Raw genomic sequence first — 20,170 nt, 5'->3', positions numbered from 1 at the left:
GCGGGCTTGCTCGCGAGGGTAGCTGCGCAATATAACGGGTCCTACGCTTCGCAAACGCGAATAAAACACATCTGCAACAACCCCGTTAAATACGATAAACTCCCGGCCGCCAAAACGCCCTCAGGACTGCAACGGGCCTGTCTCTTGTACAAGGATTGTCATGTTCAAACGCTCATTCACCCTCGCTCTTTGCGCGCTGTTGCTCGCTGGCTGCCAGTCCGGCGGCCATGATTCCTACCGCTCGCCCAAACTCACTGCGGCACAGGAAAAGGACCAGGCGCTACAACGCGATGTGTATGAAAAGCTGATCAGCAGGGTGCTGGCCCGCGAAGGCGATCTGGCCAATACCCAGGGCCGCGACGGCAGTTTCAACCTGATGCTGACCCTCGATGACAAGAACCGCATCATTGGCTGTGGCACGCTGCCCAACAAGAAAGTGGATGCCCGGGTCTACCCCTACAACCGCAAGCTGGCCGAAGATCTGCGCTCGATCTGCTGGACAGCGGTGTTCCCCGAGCTGCCCTCGTCGCTGATCGACCCCGAGACCAAAACCGCTAGGGTCGTGGCGCCAGTTCTGGTCTACCCCTTGGTGGCGCTTTCCCCGGACACCCGCGCACGGCGTGAGGCCGCTTTGCACGACAAGGCGCAAAACGATTTTCTGTTCACCCAACTGCTCGCCCCGCTGCCCATCGACAGCATCGGCGTCGCCACGTTGATGATGATGACGGACAGCTCCGGGCAGGTGCGCGAGTGTGCCGCCAGCCTGGACCCGCATTCCTTGCGCCCGTCCGAATTCAGGCAGGACGATGCCTTGCTTGCCGGCCTGGTCCAGCGCTGCAAACAGCTGGACATGAGCACCATGCCGGGCTTTGTAGCCAATGCCCAGGGCATGACCAGCGCTTTCCATCGCGTCGAGTACACGCCCTGGAAAGCCGGGCTTGAAGCAGCGAACACATCGGACACCGAGTGATGCCATCGCGAGCAAGCCCGCTCCCACACGGCCTTCCGTGGGAGCGGGCTTGCTCGCGATAGCTCAAGCCCGCTCAATCGCAAAGTTGCTCCACGACTGGCTCATGGGCATCAATTCAAGGCTGTTGATATTGATGTGCGCCGGCTGGTTGAGAATCCAGAAGATCGTCTCGGCAATATCAGCCGGCTGAATCGCCTGGGCGCCAGCGTATACCGAGTCGTACCTGGCCTTGTCCCCGGCAAAGCGCACCAGCGAAAACTCGCTCTCGCACAGGCCCGGCTCAAGGTTGGTGACACGCACGCCAGTGCCCTGCAGGTCACAACGCAGGTTCAAGGAAAACTGCCGCACAAAGGCTTTGCTCGCGCCATACACATGGCTGCCGGGGTACGGCCAGTTGCCCGCAATCGACCCCAGGTTGACGATGCCCGCCCCGGCGCCGTGGGCGATCAACCGTGGCAGCAGCAAGCGCGTGCTGTACAGCAGGCCCTTGATATTGGTGTCGACCATAGTCTCCCAGTCATCCAGCGAGCACTCGGGGGCTGGCGTGGTGCCCAGGGCCAGCCCGGCATTGTTGATTAACCCGCGCAGGGTGCTGAACTCTGCGGGCAGTTGCTCGATGGCCTGCTCCATCGCAACGCGGTCACGTACGTCCACTACCAGCGGCAAGATTCTGGCCTGGGCACACAGTTCATCGGCCAGCGCATGCAGGCGCTCGGCCCGGCGCCCGGTGAGCACCAGCGACCAGCCAGCAGCGGCAAAACGACGGGCACAGGCTTCGCCAAAACCGGACGTGGCACCGGTGATAAAAACAGTCGGCAGCATAAACAGCTCCTTGGGATCGATCAGGACCACGCCCGGCCCAGCAGGCCAACGCCTGCCAGCACCAGCAATAGCCATTGGGTAAAACGGGCGGCCTGTTCGGCCTGAATGCGCAAGAAAAGTTGTTGCCCCAGCCATAGCCCCAGCAGTAGCGCAGGCAGCATCAGCAGCGCCTGCCAGCCGGTGCCGGAGGGGATGGCCGAAGCCGCCGCCAACCCAGTCAGCGCGGCGATATCAACGGCAAAAAAGAACATGATCAGCGTCGCCCGCAGCGCCCGGGCCCGCAGCCCGCAGTGGCTGAGCCACGCCACCACCAGCGGCCCGCCAATGCTGAAGGCGGCGATCAACGCCCCGCTGCTGCTGCCCACCAGCCAGGCACCGGCGCGCCCCTCGCCCATCGGCAGGCGAATGCGCGCCAGGCCCAGAATCGCCAGCAACCCTACCAACAGATAAACCCCCACCGTCAGCCCGCCGCTGTCGATGCCGGTCAGCAACCAGATGCCGCACGGCACCCCGCACGCTGCCGCCAGCAACAGGCGTTTGAGCAACGGGTAATGCGCCTCGCGCCAGGCACTGCGCAACAGCATCACGCTGGACGCAACCTCCAGAAACAACACCAGCGGCACCGCCTGCTGCAACGACCCGAGCATCGCCAGCCCCACCACGGCAATCGCGGCAAAACCAAAGCCGGTCAGCCCGCGCACCACCGCCGCCACCAGCACACACAGCGCGCTCAGGGTCCAACTCGCTTCAGGGGTCATACGCAGCTCCAGGTGGTCGATGACGCCACTGTAGTCAGCCACACACCCCGGCACTTAGATCCAGCGAGGGCTTTCGATGGGGCCAGAACTGGCCCCATCGAAAGCCCCATCTGGCTCTAAGGATTGCCCCGGGCCGTGACTAGTCTGCGAGCAACTGGCCGCACCGGGCCGAGCCTCAGGAGTGACACGCATGGCGACGAATCTGAACCACCAATGGATGCCTTTCACCGACAACCGCGAGTTCCAGCGCGCACCGCAGTTGTTCGTCCGCGCCGAGGGTGTGCGCTACTGGAATGCCGAAGGCCGCGAGCTGCTCGATGGCAGCTCCGGGCTGTTCTGCAGCGCCGCCGGGCATGGTCGTACCGAGATCGCCGAAGCCGTGTGCAAACAATTGCTGACCCTGGATTTCACCCCGCATTTCCAACGCGCCTCGCCGTTGTCGTTCGAGTTGGCCGAACGTTTGAGCGAACTGCTGCCCGAGGGGCTGAACAAGCTGTTTTTCACCAACTCCGGCTCCGAGTCGGTGGACAGCGCGATGAAGATTGCGCTGGCCTATCACCGCGCCCGCGGTGAAGCCCAGCGCACCCGTTTTGTGTCGCGGGAGTGGGCCTATCATGGCGTCAATTTTGGCGGCGTGGCGCTGTCGGGAATGATGCGCAACCGCCAGGCCTTCGCCAGCGGCGGCCTGCCCCATGTCAGCCATATGCGCCACACCTGGCAGGAAGACCAGCGCTACCAGTTGGGCGAACCGCAACAGGGCGCTGACCTGGCCAGCGACCTTGAACGGATCATCGCCATGCACGGCGGCGACAGCATTGCTGCCTGTTTTGTGGAGCCGATTGCCGGCTCCATCGGCGTGTATGTGCCGCCGGCGGGCTACCTCAAGCGCCTGCGTGATATCTGTGACAAACACGGCATCCTGCTAGTGTTCGATGAAGTCATCACGGGTTTTGGCCGCACCGGCCAGGCCTTTGCGGCGCAGAGTTTTGCGGTGAAGCCGGACCTCATCACCCTGGCCAAGGCCCTGACCAACGGCGCAATCCCGATGGGTGCGGTGGCGGTGGACGAAGCGGTTTACGACACCGTGATCAACGCCAGCAAAGGTGGCGGCCCGGAGTTGTTCCACGGTTATACCTACTCAGGGCACCCGGTGGCCTGTGCGGCGGCGCTGGCTTCGCTGGATATCTACCGTGACGAGGACTTGTTCGCCAAAGTCGCGCAACTGGCGCCGTATTTTCTGGAGTGCCTGAGCGGGTTGCAAGGCTTGGCGCAGGTCAGCGATTTGCGCGGTTATGGTTTACTCAGCGGGATTCAACTGACGCCAGGGGATGCGCCAGGGGCCAAGGGCGCACGGGTGCAACGAGCGCTGTATGACGCCGGGCTGCATGTGAAAACCACCGGCGACGCGATCATCTTTGCCCCGGCGCTGGTGACTGGGCGGGCCGATCTGGACGGGATGTTTGGCATATTGAAAGACACCCTGGGGCGTGAGGTTTTGTAAGCCACACTCCCTCTGTGGGAGCGGGCTTGCTCGCGAAGGTATCGCTGCGGTTTACCATGCAGACCACGTCGTCTGCATCGCAGGCAAGCCAGCTCCCACAGGTTCAGTGGTGCCCTCAGGGCATGATGCTGACCTAATTCCCCCCTCTCATATCATTCCCCCTTCCCACCTCATCCTGCCTGCATCTCCCGCCACGCCTCACCCAGCGCCATGATCCCCGGTTCAATCAACTCTTCGGCAATCGCTCCGAACCCCAGCCGGAAGCAATTGAGCGCCCGCTGCTCGCTCAGATAATGAATATCCCCCGGCTCAATCAACACACCACGCCGGGCCACCAGCCGTTGCAACACCCAGGCATCCACATCCGCCGGGCAACTGACCCACAGCGACGATCCCCCCGCCATGCCGCTGGCATTGAGTTGCGGCAAATGCTCGGCCATTGCCCGGCTGATCACCCGCCACTTGCGCGCCAGCCGATCACGCAAGCGCCGCGCATGGGCGTCGTAATGCCCCATCGACAAAAACAGCGCCAGGGTGCGCTGGTTATTCGACGGCGGATGCCGGTAGATATAACGACGCAACGCCCGCAGTTCATGGATCAGTTCGGCGTCCGCGGCAATAAACCCCAGCCGCACTCCCGGCAACAGGCTTTTGGTCAGGCTGCCCAGATAGATCACCCGCCCGCTGTCATCAAAACTCTTCAGTGCCGGATGGTTGCTGCCCAAAAAATTCTGTTCGTTTTCGTAGTCGTCTTCGATGATCAGGAAGTCCTTGTCACGGGCGCTGGCCATCAACTCCAGGCGTCGGTACAGCGGCATGGTCACGCCAGTGGGCGACTGATGGCTGGGCGTGCAAAACACCATCTCGCAGTCCGCCAGTTGCTCATTGACCACCAGCCCCTGGCGATCGATGCGCAAGGGTTTGAGCTCACAACCGCTCAGGCCGAAGATGTTGCGCGCATCCACATAACCCGGCTCTTCCAGCCCCATCACCAGCCCCGGGCGGCCCAGCAGCCGGGCCAGCATATACAGCGAATTCTGCGTGCCGATGGTGATCATCACTTCCTGCGCCGACACGCTGATGCCGCGCTTGGGCAGCACGCGCTGCACGATCTGTTCAATCAATAGCGGATCGTCGAGCATCACCTGGTCATCGACCCAACTGCGCATATGTGCGCCCGTGCTGGCGATGCGCGAACAGTCCCGCCAGCGGGCTGCGGTCTGCTCATCGGCCTCGACCTGACCGTAGATAAACGGGTAACGGTACTCACGCCAGTTACGCGGCTTGACGATGGCCCGCAGCTGCGACGAACTGCTTTGCAGGCGTGCCTCCCAGTCCGGTGCATGGTCGGGGCGCTCGAAGATTTTTTGCGTGGCGGGCTTGAGGCTGACATTGAGCTGCTGGCGCAGGTACTTCTCGTTGATAAAGTAACCGCGCCGGTCCGACGGGATCAGGTAGCCGTCCTGCACCAACTGCTCGTACACCAGCACCACGGTATTGCGCGACACCTTGAGCAGCTCGCACAGCTTGCGCGAGGACGGCATCGGTTCACTGGGCGGCATGGCCCCGTCGAGGATCGCACTGAGCAAACTCTCGCGCAGTTGCTCCTGCAAACCCCGCCCGGCTTCGAAGGGCCGAAAATAACGCTCCAACATGGTTCAAGCTCCTCGCCCGGCGCCCCGTCATGGCGCACCCGATGCGCTGCAGCCCTTGCCCCACAAGGCCTGCAACGGCCCCTGGCACCACAGCTTGCAGCAACTGGATCTAAAGCAAGCGCCGAGCCAGCGCCTAAGATCGGGCTGACAAAAAACAGACCTCCCCCCAGCTCGGAGTCTCACCATGCTCAAGCCCCTGAAAAAATGGATCAGCCGCGCGGTCTTGTTGCCGCTCACCGCCGTGGCCCTGGTGGCCAACGCCCAGGCGCAGACTGTCACCATCGGCGTGCAAAGCATGTTTGCGCCGTGGAAGGACGCCATCGCGAAACAGCAGTTCGAGAAAGCCACCGGCTGGGATATCCAGTGGCGTAACTTCGACAGCGGCGGCGACGTGATGATGGCAATGGCCTCGGGCGATGTGCAGATCGGCGTGGCCGGCAGCAGCCCGATTGCTGCCGCCGTTAGCCGCGGTGTGGACGCGCAGCTGTTCTGGATTCTCGACAACATCGCCGACGCCGAGGCGCTGGTGGTGCGCAATGGCAGCGGCATCGTCGCGCCACAGGACCTGGCCGGCAAAACCCTCGCTGTGCCCTTTGTTTCCACCACCCACTTTCACGCGTTGTTTGCCCTTGAACAGTTCGGTCTGACCGGCAAGGTCAAGGTCATCAACCTGCAACCCTCGGATATCCCGGCGGCCTGGGAACGCGGGGATATCGACGCGGCGTTTATCTGGGACCCGGCCCTGGGCCGACTCAAGCAGAGCGGCCATGTGTTGTTGACCTCGGGCCAACTGACGGATTGGGGCAAAGCCACCTTTGACGGGCTGGTGGTGGACAAGCAGTTCGCCGCCGCCAACGGCCCCGGCATGCAGGCGTTTACTCAGGTATTGCAGGACAGCACGGCAGGTTATGTCGCGGCACCCAACACCTGGACCGCCGAATCGGCGCAGGTGATCAACGTGGCCAAACAGTCCGGGGCCAAACCTGAAGAAGTGCCGCCTGTCCTGGCGCTGTACCAGTTCCCGCTGGCCCGCGAACAGGCCGGCCCGGCGTGGCTGGGCGGTGGCGCGGCCAAGGCACTGGCCGCCACTGCCGAATTTTTGAAAGCGCAAAAGAAAATCCCGGCATTGCTGCCTGACTACAGCGCGGCGATCAACCCGACGTTTGTACAGAACGCCCAATAACCCTCACCTGTGGGAGCGGGCTTGCCCGCGATGTTATCAACGCGATCGTCCAGACAGTGCGCGGCGTCAGCATCGCGGGCAAGCCCGCTCCCACAGGGCATCGAGTTAATTGACGAGGAACACGCCATGCCCCTCAGCCTTAAAATCCATGATGTGTCGGTGCTCTATCCCGGGCAGCAAAAGGGTCAGCCGGTGCGGGCCTTGTCCGGGGTCAATCTGGACATTGCCGCCGGTGATTTCGTGGTCGCGCTCGGCGCTTCCGGCTGCGGCAAGACCACCCTGCTCAACCTGATGGCCGGCTTTATCCAACCCAGCAGCGGAGTGATTACCCTTGGCGATTATCACGGTCAGGTACCCGCGCGGATCGACGGCGCCGAGCTGCGCGACCAGGTCACTGGCCCCGGTGCCGAACGCGGTGTGGTGTTTCAGAAGCACGCGCTGCTGCCGTGGCTCAACGTGATCGACAACGTGGCCTTCGGCCTCAAGTTGCGCGGCATTCCCAAGGCCGAACGCGAAGAACGCGCCCTGCATTTCTTGCAGTTGACCGGGCTGGCGGAGTTTCGCAATCACGCCACCTACCAACTGTCGGGCGGTATGCAGCAACGCGTCGGGATTGCCCGCGCCCTGACCAACGACCCCAAGATGCTGCTGCTCGACGAACCGCTGGGCGCGCTGGACGCCTTGACCCGCGAGCGCCTGCAGGAACTGATCCTGGAGATCTGGCAACGTACGCAAAAGATGATGTTCTTCATCACCCATGATGTCGAAGAGGCGCTGTTCATGGCCACCCGGCTGATCATCATGTCACCGCGCCCGGGGCGCATCACCCACGAATTTGCGGTGGATTTCGGCCAGCGCTTCCTCAAGTGCCGCGACGCCCGCGCGGTCAAATCCAGCCCCGATTTCATCGCCCTGCGCGAGCAAATCCTGAGCATCATCCACGGTGACGAGGAGGCGGCATAATGAGCCTTTTGGACGAAAAACAACGCAACGCCGTACTGCGCACCCTCAACGAACTGCGCCGCGCCGCGCCGGCAAAACCTGGCGAGCAATATGGCGCACCGGGCAATGGCTCCAGCATGGGCCTGAGTGTGGGCACCCTCATCGTCGTATTTGCCCTGTGGTACCTCGCCACCAATGGCGGCTGGATCAAGCCGCTGTTTTTGCCCTCACCCCAGGCGGTGTGGGCGCAGATCGTGGAGGTGAGCCGCGACGGATTTGCCGATTCCAGCCTGTGGACGCATATCGGCTGGAGCGCCCTGCGGGTGTTTGGCGCCTTTGCCCTGGCGGTGGTGACGGCGATTCCGGTGGGCATTCTGATGGGCGTCAACCGGGTCGCCCGTGGCGTATTCGACCCGCTGGTGGAGTTTTACCGCCCGCTGCCGCCGCTGGCGTATCTGCCGCTGGTGGTGATCTGGATGGGCATTGGCGAAGGCTCGAAAATCCTCCTGATTTACCTGGCGATGTTTGCACCACTGGCACTCAGCGCCCGGGCCGGGGTCAAGTCGGTGGCCATTGAACAGATCCACGCCGCCTATTCGATGGGCGCCAGCCGCGGGCAAGTGCTCAGGCAGGTGATCATGCCCGCCGCCCTGCCGGAAATCCTCACCGGCATGCGCATCGCCATCGGCTTTGGCTGGACCACCCTGGTGGCCGCCGAGATGGTCGCGGCGACCGCCGGGCTGGGCTTTATGGTGCTCACGGCGTCCAAGTTCATGGCCACCGACGTGGTGATCATGGGCATCCTGGTGATCGGTGCGCTGGCCCTGCTGTTCGACCTGGGCATGCGCTGGCTGGAACGCAAACTGGTGCCGTGGAAGGGCCGGGGCTAGCCGGCTGTTGTGGGAGCGGGCTTGCTCGCGATCCGGGCGCCGCGGGTTTCCCTGCTACACCGCGTCGAGACCATCGCGAGTAAGCCCGCTCCCACCCAACCCGCGCAACAAGGTCACCGTCTGCTCACGCACGATGCCCATCAGCATGGCGTAACGCTCGGGTGTCAGTACGTCCCAGCCCAGTGACTTGAGCGAGCTGGTGCGGGTCAGGTGGAACGGCAGTAACTGCCCGGTCAGGGTCATGGAGCGCAGGATGCATTCTTCATCGCTGGCATCCGGGCCCATCAGCCGCGAAATAATCCCGCTGGTGACGCCGATGATGCGCTGGCCTATACGCTGGCTGATCATTTCTTCCCCGGCGCTGGGGCCAAGCCCCGCCTGTTCGCGCGCATAGAACTTGCGCCAGCTGTTGGTGCGGTTGGACACCAGCATGAACTCGGCAATCTTGCTCTGGATGGCGCAAAAGGTGTCGATCAGTTGTTCGGTGTCCGGTCGTGTGCCCAGCTGCGCCTGGGCCGCTTCGATGGTCGGCGCCAGGTAATCCCAGATCCGCTCCACCATGTACTCGGTGCAGGCGCTGTACACCCCTTCCTTGTTCTTGAAGTAGTAATTCAGTGCTGGCGCATTGACCCCTGCCAGCTCGGCAATATCGCGGGTCGAGGCGCCCTCGTAGCCGCGCTCGCCAAACAGGTTGAGGGCCGCTTCGATAATCCGCGCACTGGTTTCATCCCCACACGTATAGCCGCCTTCGCTGGCAGGTCGGCGCCGGTGAATGGTGGTCATGGGCTTCTCCTTGATCGATGAAGCCGCGAGTGTGCCTGAATTTATATCGATTGACATAATTTTACCGATCGTAATAATTGTTACAACCGCTAACAATTGAGAACACCATGACCGCACATCAGGCGCTAGACCCATCGATCAAGGCCAGGCCCAAACGCAAGCCTGGTAAAACCCTGGCGCTGGGCGTGCTCGGCCTGGGGGCGCTGCTGGGCGCGGCTGTGTGGGGCGCGCACTGGTGGAGCACAGGGCGCTTTATCGAGAGCACCAACGATGCCTATCTGCAGGCCGACAGCCTGAGTGTCGCCGCCAAGGTCTCGGGTACGGTCAGCGAGGTGTATGTCAGCGACAACCAGACCGTGAGCGTCGGCCAGCCGCTGGTGCGGCTCGATATCCGGCCCTATCAGGCGGCCCGGGAAAAATCCGAAGCAGCCATTCGCGCCGCCGAAGCCGATATCGCCCGGGGCGAGGCGGAACTGGCCCAGCATTCGGCCTCGATTGCCCAGGTGCAGGCGCAACTGGAGGGCGAAAGCGCCAACGAGCAATACGCCGCCGCACAGGTCCAGCGGTATGCGCCACTGGCCAAAAGCGGGGCCGAAACCCGGGAGCGCATGGCAGAGCTGCGTAACGCCCTGCGTCAGGCCAGCGCCCAGCGGGCTGCCCAGGCGGCGGCGCTCAACGTTGCCCAACGTCAGTTACAGACCCAACGCGCCGCCATTGAACAGGCCCGCGCACAGCTGGCCAGTGCCCAGGCCAGCACCCGCCAAAGCAAGCTCGATGAACAGGACACCGTGGTCTACAGCACCCTGGCCGGCCGCGTCGGTAGCCGTTCGGTGCGGGTTGGCCAATACCTGCAACCCGGCACGCGACTGATGACCATCGTGCCGCTCGCCGAGGTGTACCTGACCGCCAACTTCAAGGAAACCCAGATCGAGCGTATGCACCCCGGGCAGGCCGTTGCCGTGCATATCGATGCCTGGCCGGGGGTCCAGTTTGAGGGCGTGGTCGAAAGCCTCTCCCCGGGTACCGGTTCGCAATTCGCGTTGCTGCCGTCCAACAACGCCACCGGCAACTTCACCAAGATCGTGCAGCGGGTACCGGTACGCATTCGCCTGAACGCCTCGCCTGAAACCGGCATCGAGTGGCTACCGGGGCTGTCGGCCACTGTCGACGTTGACACCCGTCGTGGCTAGCGCGGCCGCTGCATCCGCAGCGCTGCAGCCGCCCCGGGCCAATGCCAGCACCAGCGACTGGATCGTGGTGTTCGCCGGTGCCCTGGGGGCCTTGATGGCCACACTGGATATTTCAATTACCAACTCGGCCCTGCCGCAGATCCAGGGCCAGATCGGCGCATCGGGCACCGAAGGCACCTGGATTTCCACCGGCTACCTGATGGCCGAAATCGTCATGATCCCGCTGACCGCCTGGCTGACCCGGGTGTTCGGCCTGCGCAATTTTTTGATCGGCAACGCGATCCTGTTCAGCCTGTTTTCGATCCTCTGCGGCATCAGCGAAACCTTGCCGCAAATGATCATCGGCCGTCTCGGCCAGGGCTTTGCCGGGGGCGCCATGATCCCCACCGCACAAGTGCTGGTGGCGACCCGGCTGCCACGCCATCAGATGCCCATCGGCATGACGATGTTCGGTTTGATTGTGCTGCTGGGGCCGCTGCTGGGGCCGGTGCTGGGCGGCACCCTGACCGAGAACTTCAGCTGGCGCTGGTGCTTCTTCCTGAATATCCCGGTGTGTGCGCTGCTGCTGTTGATGCTTGGCCAGGGCCTGAACAAAACCCCAGGCGACTGGCAGGCGTTTATCAAGGCCGACTGGCTGGGGATCATTGGCCTCACGGTGGGCCTGAGCGCCCTGACCGTGGTGCTGGAAGAAGGCAATCGCGAACGCTGGTTCGAGTCATCGCACATCATCGGCCTGAGCCTGCTGGCGGTGGCCGGCATCGCCCTGTTGCTGGTGGCGCAGACGCTGTCGAAAACACCGATTGTGCGTCTCAGACTGCTGCTCAACCCGCGCTTTGCCAGCGTGATTGCCATCGTCTTTGTGGTGGGCTGCGGGCTGTATTGCGTGGCCTTCGTGCTGCCGCAGTTCTTGAGCAATATCGCCGGTTTCAACGCTCAGCAATCCGGCGCGGTGATGCTGATGTCAGGTTTGCCGGCGTTTTTGATGATGCCTGTGTTACCGCGCCTGATCGGTCGCGTGGATACCCGCATCATGGTCATGCTTGGCCTCGGTTGCCTGGCCAGCAGTTGCCTGTTGGCGATGGGGCTGACCGCCGACAGCGTGGGCGACAATTTCACCCGCACCCAGTTGCTGCTGGGCCTGGGCCAGGTGATGGCGATGATGCCGCTCAACCAGGCCTCCATGAGCTGCGTGCCGGCCCACGAAGCCGGCGAGGCGGCGGGCATCTACAACATGGCGCGCAACCTCGGCGGCTCGGTGGGGCTGGCGCTGCTGGGCACGTTTATCGAGCGGCGCAGCAGCTTTCATGATGCCACCCTGCGCGACGCCGTGAGCGTGCAATCGGTTGAGGCGCAAAGTCAGCTGGCTGCGTCCGCCCAGGGCTTTTTCGCCGACCACGGCGACCTCGCCCATGCCCAGCTCCAGGCCCTCAGCCAACTGGCCGGGCAGATCCAGGTGCAGGCGCAAGTGATGACCTACAGCGAAACCTTCTATGTGCTCGGCATCGCCTTGCTGCTGTGCCTGCCCCTCGCCCTCTTTCTGAAAAAACCGCCTGCCGGTACGCCCTTGAGCACAGGACACTGACCATGATCGCTTGCAAACCCTTGAGCCTGTTGTGTCCGTTGCTGCTGGTGGGCTGCACCCTGGGCCCGGACTACAACGCCGCGCCCGACAGCCACCTGCAAGGCCAGGCCTTTGCCCGTCAGGCGGCGGGCACCCGGGCGCAAACCCCGCAGGTTGCCGACTGGTGGCGCCCCCTCAATGACCCGGCCCTCGACCAACTGATCGACAGCGCACTGGGCAACAGCCCCGACCTGCAAGCGGCGGCCGCACGCCTGCGCCAGGCCCGCGCCGGGCTGGCAGAAAAACGCAGCAACCTGCTGCCCAAAAGCTCGGCCACTGCGGCAGCGCTGTACACCGGTTCGGGAGACAGCCAGACCGATGCCACCCACCTGTACCTGAGCGGTTTTGACGCCAGTTGGGAGCTGGATATTTTCGGCGCCAGCCGCCGGGCGGTCGAGGCTGCCCATGCCGAAGCTGACGCCGTGCAAGCAGACATGGCCGACGCCCATGTGCAACTGGCCGCCGAGGTGGGCCAGGCCTATATCGGCCTGCGCGACCAGCAACAACGGCTGCGCATTGCCCGCCAGTCCGAGCAGCTTGAACGCCAGTTGCTGGACTTTACCGAGCAACGACTGGCCCAGGGTACCGCCTCGGAACTGGACCGCGAACGCATCGCCACCCAGGTCGAAACCACCCGCGCCGCGTCCATCGCCCTGGAGCTTGAAGTGGTCGAATCCCTCGACGAACTGGCCCTACTCAGTGGCCTCGAACCCGGTGCCCTCGACACCCGGTTAGGCCGCGAAACGCCGCTGCCGACACTGCCCGCAACCGTCAATATCGGCGACCCGGCGCAGCTGCTGCAACAGCGCCCCGACATCCGCGCCGCAGAGCGCCGGCTGGCCTCCAGTACGGCGCAAATTGGCGAACACAAGGCTGCCGCCTTCCCCAAGGTCAGCCTGTTCGGCTCTTTGAGTTTCAGCGCCAGCGCACCGGGCCACCTGTTGCGCAAGGACAACCTCAGCGCCCTGGGGGTGCCGTACCTGCAATGGAACTGGCTGGATTTTGGCCGCGTACAGGCCCAGGTCGAGCAGGCCGAAGCCGGGCGCGACGAAGCCCTGGCCAAGTACCGTGCCAGCGTGCTCAACGCCCTGCGCGATGCCGATGTGGCGCTGGCCCGTTACGGTAACGAACGCGAGCGACGGGCCACCCTGGGCCGGGTCGAAACCAGCGCCGTACGCGCATCGGCCCTGACCGAACAACGCTACCGCGCCGGCACCAGCAGCGTGCTCGACTGGCTGGATGCCGAACGCACTCGCTACCACGCCGAACAGGACCGGGTTCACAGTGACGGCCAGTTGATCAAGGACTACATAGCCCTGCAAAAGAGTCTTGGGTTAGGGTGGCGCTCCCCGACCTGACTCCCGGATAAGCCATGCGCTCCAGCCAGCACGATTTGATGTGGCGCCAACTGCTGCCCAAAGTGCGCAAGCACGATGAGCCGTTGCAAGTGCAGCTATGCACGGCATTTGTCACGGCCATGCTCGACGGGCGCTTGCCTGGCGGTACACGGCTGCCGTCGAGCCGTGATCTGGCAATGCTGACCGGGGTGTCGCGCAACACCGCGGTACTGGTCTACGAACGGCTGGTGGCCGAAGGGTATGTGGATTCGCGGCCCCGTGACGGCTTTTTTGTGGGTGCCGCCATCACTCCCACCCAGGGCACCCGACCGCTGCCCGAGCAGCCTGCGCAACCACCTGACTGGGCCTCGCGCATGCACCTGCCGCGTAACCCGGTGGTGTTTATGGACCGCCCGCCCACCTGGCGCGAAGTCCGCTACCCGTTTATCTACGGCCAGTTCGACCCCCGGCAATTCCCGCTCACCCAGTGGCGCCAGTGCAGCCGCCAGGCGCTGGAACTGAAGGCCGTGGATCGCTGGTGGCAGGAAGGCGAAAACGTCGGCGCCAGCCAGTTGATCGACCAACTGATCCGCCGTGTGTTGCCGCGCCGCGGAATTGCTGCCACCCACGATCAAGTGCTGCTGACCCTGGGCCGCCAGCAAAGTTTTTACTTGTTGGCGCGCCTGTTTGCCCGCCCCGGCAGCGTGGTTGGCGTTGAAGAACCGGGCTTTCGCGACCCGCGCAATGCCTTTGCCCACGACGGTGCGCACATGGTGTCGCTGCCCGTTGACGAACACGGGTTGCAGATATCCCCGGCCCTGGCAACCTGCGACTACCTGTATTGCACCCCCGGTTATCAGTGCCCGACCGGCGTCACCATGAGCCTGGGCCGGCGCCAGGCTTTGCTTGAACATGCGCAGCTGCACGACCAAGTGATCTTCGAAGACGATGACGACCCCGAAACCGAATACGACGGCCGCGCCCTGCCAGCGCTCAAGGCCACCGATCCGGCACAGCGGGTGATCTACCTCAGCAGCTTGTCCAAGTTGCTGTCGCCGGGGCTGGGCATCGGCTACATCGTTGCCCCGGCGCCGGTGATCGAACAGCTGCGCCAGCTGCAACGCCTGATGATCCGCCAGATCCCGGGCAACAACCAGATCACCGCCGCGCTGTTTATCCAGCAGGGGCACTACGACCGGCTGCTGCAACAGGCCCGGGAAAAGCTGCAACTTCGGGCCGCAGCAATGGCCACGGCCTTGCGTGAAGTGCTGCCGGATGCCGATTTCGTCATGCCCAGCGGCGGTGCCACGCTGTGGCTACAACTGGCGGGCCAACACGACCTGCTGAGCTTGTATTACGCGGGGCTGGCCAAGGGCGTGCTGTTTGACCCCAGCAGTGCGTTTTGTGCCGAACCCGACACCCTGCCCCGGCCTTGCCTGCGCCTGGGGTTTGGCTCCATCGCCCAGGAACTGATCGCCCCTGGTATTCGCGAGCTGGGGCTGGTGATCAACGCCCATGCAAAACGACCTGCGGTTGTGCGCGGCTGAGCCATTTGCCCCACAACAGCGCCTGCATTGCCCTGTGGGAGCGGGCTTGCTCGCGATGCAGGCAACGCGGTGCATCTGGCCCACCGCAGTGACCCCATCGCGGGCAAGCCCGGCTCCCACAACCCCTGCGCCACATTCCCCTGTGGGAGCGGGCTTGCTCGCGATGCAGGCAGTGCGTTGCATCTGGCCCATCGCAGTGACCCCATCGCGGGCAAGCCCGGCTCCCACAACCCCGGCGCCATCTCTCACTGTGGGAGCGGGCTTGCTCGCGATGCAGGCAGTGCGGTGCATCTGGCCTACCGCAGTGACCCCATCGCGGGCAAGCCCGGCTCCCACAACCCCTGCGCCATCTCTCACTGTGGGAGCGGGCTTGCTCGCGATGCAGGCAGTGCGGTGCATCTGGCCTACCGCAGTGACCCCATCGCGGGCAAGCCCGGCTCCCACAACCCCGGCACCGCATTCCCCTGTGGGAGCGGGCTTGCTCGCGATGCAGGCAACGCGGTGCATCTGGCCCACCGCAGTGACCCCATCGCGGGCAAGCCCGGCTCCCACAACCCCGGCTCCCACACGGTAGTTGCACCACCAGCCCCTGGCCCTATCGATAGTCCCCGCTGGCCCCATTCGCTGGTCACGGATATGCAGTACTACTGCTGACCACCAAAGCACTTGGCGTCGTCCTGAAAACAAAACGTTAAGGATGGGAAACTCTCACTATGTTTTACGCAAAGTATCCGTTAGCCGTCAGCCTTGCCGCCTTCGCTTTTACCCAGCATGCGCTGGCAGCCGACACGCCCGCTGCCCCCGAATGTGCCCAGTATGAAAAGCTGCTGACCCGCGCCGAACTGGCCTTCAAGAACGTGCCTATTTGCGCGCGGATCAAGCCCGACCTGTGGGGGCTGCGCAAGGAGCTGGCCGAGCATGGCATCGGTTTTACCGCCACCTCGTACAACGGTTACACCTATGACGTGCTGGGCAACAACGCAAAAAAACAGGTGTATAACGGCCAGAACCCCAGCTACAACACCTCGCTCAACCTGTACCTGACCTACGACCTGACCCGCATCGGTTTTGCCAATGACGCGCAACTGACACTGGCGGGCAACTGGGTGGACTCGACCTACACCCCCGCCAACCCACGGGTCAAAACCGTGTCGGTGTTCGCCATCAACCAGTCCTTTTTCAATCATCAGTTGGAACTGGAATACGGCTTTATCCCCGGCGTGCGCCTGTTCTACGGCATGGCACTGGGCGGCAGCGCCTCGACCGCCGCCCTGGGCCCAAGCAGCGTGGTGCCGTTCCAGGTCGGCATGTCGGCCACCGAACCGACACCCACCGTCAACGTCATCGTGCGCGACCCGTCCCTGCGCTTCTACAACAGCACCGCCCTGACCCGCAGCGTCAGCCCCGAAGGCATCCAGAAGGACGTCGACCTCAACCCCAGCGGCCTGCGCCTCAAGGTGCCAGACGCCCGGGCCATGCTGATCAACGAGTTCGGCTACAAGCAGGCGCCCTCGGCCAACTCCAACGCCATGTGGCTGCGCGCAGGCGCCATGTACAACACCAGCCACTACACCGAATTCACCACCGGCGAGAAATCGGACAACAACTACGGCGTGTACCTGGCCGAAACCGTGCAGGTGACCAAGCCCTACGGCGATGCCCGTGGCTGGTACCTGGACAGCAAACTCGATTACTCGCCGGACTCGGTCAACGCCATCAACAAGGCCTTTCAGGTCAGCGCCTTCAATGTCGGTCCCTTTGCCAGCCGCCCGGCCGACATGGCCGCCGTGGGCCTGACCAAGAGTTACTACAGCAAGGACTTGCGTGACGTGACCAAAAGCTACGGCCTGGAAGCCGCGCCCTACACCCTGGCGGTGACGGCGTCATATGCCGCGCGCCTGATCCCCGGCGTGTACTTGATCAGCGGCCTGACCTACACCAAAAACCCGGTGTTCACGCCCATCCATTCCGACGCCCTGTTGCTGCAGGAATCGCTGAACTTCCTGTTTTAAAGCGCCAGCCCCCAGCCGTTACAACCGTCACCTGGCCCTTTGCAGCGCAGGCCCAAGTACTAATGCGAGGTCGTAAAACATGAGCGATGAACGTTATCAACTGTCCACCAATGACTACCTGGCGCTGGATGCCACAGCTATGGCCGATGCGGTCAAAACCGGCGAACTGACCGCCCGCATGCTGCTCAGCGCCGCCCAGGCGCGCTGCGATGCGGTCAACCCGCAGATCAATGCCGTAAACATGCGCCACGACGAACATGCCGACAGCGTTCTGCGCGCCCGCCACCACGCCGGTAGCGAACAACTGGGCGCACTGGCCGGCGTGCCGATGCTGCTCAAGGACCTGAACACTTACCTGAACGGCACGACCACTACCAACGGCTCACGCATGCTCGCCGGTGCGCCGCCAGCAACGCGCAACAGCACCATCGTGCAGCGCTACGAGGCCGCCGGGATGCTGATTTTCGGCAAGACCACCAGCCCCGAATACGGCCTGACCACCACCACCGAATCCTCACTGTGGGGCCAGACGCGCAACCCCTGGAACCTGGCCCACAGCGCTGGCGGCTCATCGGGTGGTGCAGCGGCAGCGGTGGCCGCCGGTATCGTGCCCGTGGCCCATGCCACCGACGGCGGCGGCTCGATCCGCATCCCGGCGTCGTATTGCGGCCTGTTTGGTCTCAAGCCCACGCGCTATCGCACCCCGCAAGGCCCGGACACCTTCGAAGGCTGGTTCGGCGCCAGCTGCGGCCATGTCGTGTCACGCAGCGTGCGCGACTCGGCCTTGCTGCTGGACGTCAGCCACGGCCATGAAAAAGGCAGCCCCTACTGGCTCGCGCCACAGGCCGGGAGTTTCAGCGAGGCGGTGCGCCGCAGCCCCGGTTCATTGCGCATCGGCGTGGTCGAGCAAGCCATGACCGGCGTGGAGCTGGACGCCGATATCCGCAGCGTTTTGCACACAACTGTTGATCTGCTGTTGGGCCTCGGACACCGGGTCGACCCCGTGACCCTGCCCGTCGACCCGCAGCAGGTCTACGGCGCTCACGGGGCCGTAGGCGCGGCTGCGCTGCTGGCCGCGGTGCGTGATCGCGAAACCGCCCTGGGCCGTACGTTGCATGACGACGAACTGGAGCCCGTCAGCCGCTATCTGGTGAACAACGCCGCATCCGCGACCGCCGAAAACCTGTACCGTGCCCGACGCAGTTTCGAGTTGATCGGCAGCCGCATGGAACACCTGTTCGACGACTATGACCTGCTGCTCAGCCCGGTCACCTCGCAGGTCACCCCCGAATTGGAAGTGGCCAGCCTGGCTCAGGATTACCCGCACTACATCCAGGGCGTCGTCGGCAGCATCGGCTACAGCGTGCTGGCCAATGTCAGCGGCCAACCGTCCATGTCGGTGCCGCTGGGCACCAGCCGCGAAGGCCTGCCCATCGGCATGATGTTCAGCGCCGGCTGGTGCCGCGAAGACCTGTTGTTCCAATTGGCCGGGCAACTCGAGCAGGCCAGCCCCTGGGCTGATCGACGCGCACCGCTGTAAGCCACGCAACCGATGAACACTGCTCGATGGGATTGAAATGATGAACACCCACATCTCTGGATTTCGCCGTCATTACACCTTGTTTGTGTTGTTCCTGATTTCGGCGGTCAGCCTGATCGATCGCCAGGTCATGGGCGTTGTGATAGAGCCGATCAAGGCCGAGTTTCACGTTTCCGACACCCAGATCGGCCTGCTGACGGGGCTGGCCTTTGCCCTGGTCTACTGCCTGTTTGCGATCCCCCTGGGGCGGTTTGCCGACCGAGGCCACCGCCGTAACCTGATCGGCTGGTGCTGCGCATTCTGGAGCGTGATGGCCATGCTCTGCGGCTTTGCCAGCAACTTCTGGACCCTGGCCTTGGCGCGTATTGGCGTGGCGGTGGGGGAATCGGGCAGCGGTGCGGCGTCGATGTCGATGATCGCCGACCTCTACCCGCCCCATCAGCGCTCCAAGGCCATCAGTGTATTTATGCTCGGAGCCCCTATCGGCGCACTGCTGGGCATGAGCCTGGGCGCCTATATCGCGTACTACCACGGCTGGCGGGAAGCCTTTATCTGGATGGCACTGCCGGGCATCGCTGCCGCGCTGTTACTGCGGTTTACGGCTGCCGAACCCTTGCGCGGCCTATGGGAAAAAGCCCGCGAGGCGCGCCCTGCCGTACCCCATGAAAGCGTGATGCAAGTGATGCGCGTGGCCTGGGAGTCGAAGACCTTTGTGCGCATTGCAATAGCCGGCGCGCTGCTGGCGTTTGCCAGTTATGCATTCAGTATCTGGAGCACGGCGTTCCTGGTGCGCAGCCACGGGCTGACGCTCAAGGATGCGGGCATCATCATGGGTCTGGCGGCGGGCCCCGGGGCCATTATCGGCTCCCTGTCCAGCGGCTGGCTGAGTGCCCATCTGGCCCGGCGCGACAGCCGCTGGCAATTGGGCGTGCCGATTGTCGGGGCATTGCTGGCGCTGCCGATGTCGATGGCCTTTGCCCTTTACCCGGCTGGCCACCCCTGGGCGCTGGGCGCGTTGCAGGTGCCGCAGGCAACGGTATTCATGTTCGGCATGTCGGTATTCGGCATGTGGTGGATGGCGCCAAGCTACACCGCCATTGCCCAGCTGGTAGTGCCTGAGCGCCGCGCAACCATGATTGCCCTCTACAACTTCGGGATCATGGCCATCGGTGCGGGTTTCGGGCCGCTGGCCGTGGGCGTGCTGAGCGACCACCTGACCCCGCTAATGGGCGTCAATGCCTTGCGCTGGTCACTGGTGATCTGCTCCGGCGGTTACCTGCTGGCGAGCGGGTTATTGTTCAGTGTGCTGCGCCCTTACGGGGTGGCGGCCGGGCTGGCCAATGTGTTGCCAGTGTTACCGGCGGGCAAGCTGCGCACGGCGTGATGTGCCGGTGGGAGCGGGTAACCCCGCTCCTGCAA

The 20,170-nt window shown here is 63.8% G+C and carries 17 protein-coding genes; 13 read left to right on the top strand and 4 right to left on the bottom strand.

Translation table 11 applies throughout. The features are described from left to right. The first annotated feature begins 160 nt into the window (after positions 1-160). Positions 161-970, top strand: coding sequence for a hypothetical protein (locus BFC21_RS23070; RefSeq protein ID WP_120266515.1), 810 nt, complete (start codon positions 161-163; stop codon positions 968-970). Positions 971-1,033: 63 nt separating this feature from the next. On the opposite strand, the gene BFC21_RS23065 is transcribed toward BFC21_RS23070, so the two are convergent. Next, entirely contained in the window at positions 1,034-1,792 is a 759-nt protein-coding gene (locus BFC21_RS23065; protein WP_088379041.1) for an SDR family oxidoreductase, read from the bottom strand. 20 nt (positions 1,793-1,812) lie between these two features. Next, entirely contained in the window at positions 1,813-2,550 is a 738-nt protein-coding gene (locus BFC21_RS23060) for a sulfite exporter TauE/SafE family protein (protein WP_088379040.1), read from the bottom strand. Positions 2,551-2,740: 190 nt separating this feature from the next. Here BFC21_RS23060 and BFC21_RS23055 point away from each other — a divergent pair, with 190 nt between their 5' ends. Continuing rightward, the gene (locus tag BFC21_RS23055; RefSeq protein ID WP_120266514.1) at positions 2,741-4,051 is read left to right on the top strand and encodes an aminotransferase class III-fold pyridoxal phosphate-dependent enzyme; all 1,311 of its coding nucleotides are present in this window, start codon (positions 2,741-2,743) and stop codon (positions 4,049-4,051) included. A 170-nt stretch (positions 4,052-4,221) separates the two neighbouring features. Here BFC21_RS23055 and BFC21_RS23050 read toward each other — a convergent pair whose 3' ends face one another. Continuing rightward, positions 4,222-5,706, bottom strand: coding sequence for a PLP-dependent aminotransferase family protein (locus tag BFC21_RS23050; protein WP_088379038.1), 1,485 nt, complete (start codon positions 5,704-5,706; stop codon positions 4,222-4,224). A 184-nt stretch (positions 5,707-5,890) separates the two neighbouring features. Between BFC21_RS23050 and tauA the strand changes: the two genes are divergently transcribed. From tauA to BFC21_RS23035, 3 genes are all read left to right on the top strand, one after another. Then, positions 5,891-6,889, top strand: coding sequence for a taurine ABC transporter substrate-binding protein (gene tauA / locus BFC21_RS23045; RefSeq protein WP_095005019.1), 999 nt, complete (start codon positions 5,891-5,893; stop codon positions 6,887-6,889). Between the two features lie 126 nt (positions 6,890-7,015). After that, positions 7,016-7,852 (top strand): taurine ABC transporter ATP-binding protein, encoded by an 837-nt coding sequence (locus BFC21_RS23040; protein WP_016779573.1) that lies wholly within the window; start codon positions 7,016-7,018, stop codon positions 7,850-7,852. After that, entirely contained in the window at positions 7,852-8,721 is an 870-nt protein-coding gene (locus BFC21_RS23035; RefSeq protein WP_088379036.1) for an ABC transporter permease subunit, read from the top strand. Before BFC21_RS23040 ends, BFC21_RS23035 begins: the two co-directional genes overlap by 1 nt. Before the next feature lie 54 nt (positions 8,722-8,775). Here the strand turns inward: BFC21_RS23035 and BFC21_RS23030 are convergent, their stop codons facing one another. Further along, on the bottom strand, positions 8,776-9,504 hold the full coding sequence (locus BFC21_RS23030; protein ID WP_088379035.1) for a CerR family C-terminal domain-containing protein: 729 nt from the start codon (positions 9,502-9,504) through the stop codon (positions 8,776-8,778). A 107-nt stretch (positions 9,505-9,611) separates the two neighbouring features. On the opposite strand from BFC21_RS23030, the gene BFC21_RS23025 reads away from it, so the two are divergent. The 8 genes from BFC21_RS23025 (at position 9,612) to BFC21_RS22995 (ending at position 20,135) form a co-directional block, all read left to right on the top strand. After that, positions 9,612-10,694, top strand: coding sequence for an HlyD family secretion protein (locus BFC21_RS23025; RefSeq protein ID WP_095005023.1), 1,083 nt, complete (start codon positions 9,612-9,614; stop codon positions 10,692-10,694). Continuing rightward, positions 10,687-12,276 carry a DHA2 family efflux MFS transporter permease subunit gene (locus BFC21_RS23020; protein WP_088379033.1) on the top strand — a complete coding sequence of 530 codons (1,590 nt, stop codon included), beginning with the start codon at positions 10,687-10,689 and terminating at the stop codon, positions 12,274-12,276. Before BFC21_RS23025 ends, BFC21_RS23020 begins: the two co-directional genes overlap by 8 nt. A gap of 2 nt (positions 12,277-12,278) precedes the next feature. Then, complete coding sequence (locus BFC21_RS23015) at positions 12,279-13,673, top strand: efflux transporter outer membrane subunit (protein WP_120266513.1); 1,395 nt, start codon at positions 12,279-12,281, stop codon at positions 13,671-13,673. Positions 13,674-13,687: 14 nt separating this feature from the next. Next, positions 13,688-15,199 (top strand): PLP-dependent aminotransferase family protein, encoded by a 1,512-nt coding sequence (locus BFC21_RS23010; RefSeq protein WP_095005026.1) that lies wholly within the window; start codon positions 13,688-13,690, stop codon positions 15,197-15,199. Positions 15,200-15,268: 69 nt separating this feature from the next. Next, a complete protein-coding gene (locus BFC21_RS27340; protein ID WP_162939370.1) occupies positions 15,269-15,853 on the top strand; it encodes a hypothetical protein in 585 nt (194 codons plus the stop codon). 59 nt (positions 15,854-15,912) lie between these two features. Then, on the top strand, positions 15,913-17,211 hold the full coding sequence (locus BFC21_RS23005; protein WP_088379030.1) for a carbohydrate porin: 1,299 nt from the start codon (positions 15,913-15,915) through the stop codon (positions 17,209-17,211). Positions 17,212-17,290: 79 nt separating this feature from the next. After that, positions 17,291-18,751 carry an amidase gene (locus tag BFC21_RS23000; protein ID WP_120266512.1) on the top strand — a complete coding sequence of 487 codons (1,461 nt, stop codon included), beginning with the start codon at positions 17,291-17,293 and terminating at the stop codon, positions 18,749-18,751. Positions 18,752-18,791: 40 nt separating this feature from the next. Further along, a complete protein-coding gene (locus tag BFC21_RS22995; protein WP_088379028.1) occupies positions 18,792-20,135 on the top strand; it encodes an MFS transporter in 1,344 nt (447 codons plus the stop codon). Positions 20,136-20,170: the final 35 nt, after the last annotated feature.

Source organism: Pseudomonas sp. TMW 2.1634 (genome assembly GCF_001703595.1).
Taxonomy (GTDB): Bacteria; Pseudomonadota; Gammaproteobacteria; order Pseudomonadales; family Pseudomonadaceae; genus Aquipseudomonas; species Aquipseudomonas fragi.
This window is presented reverse-complemented; position numbering and strand designations above follow the sequence as displayed.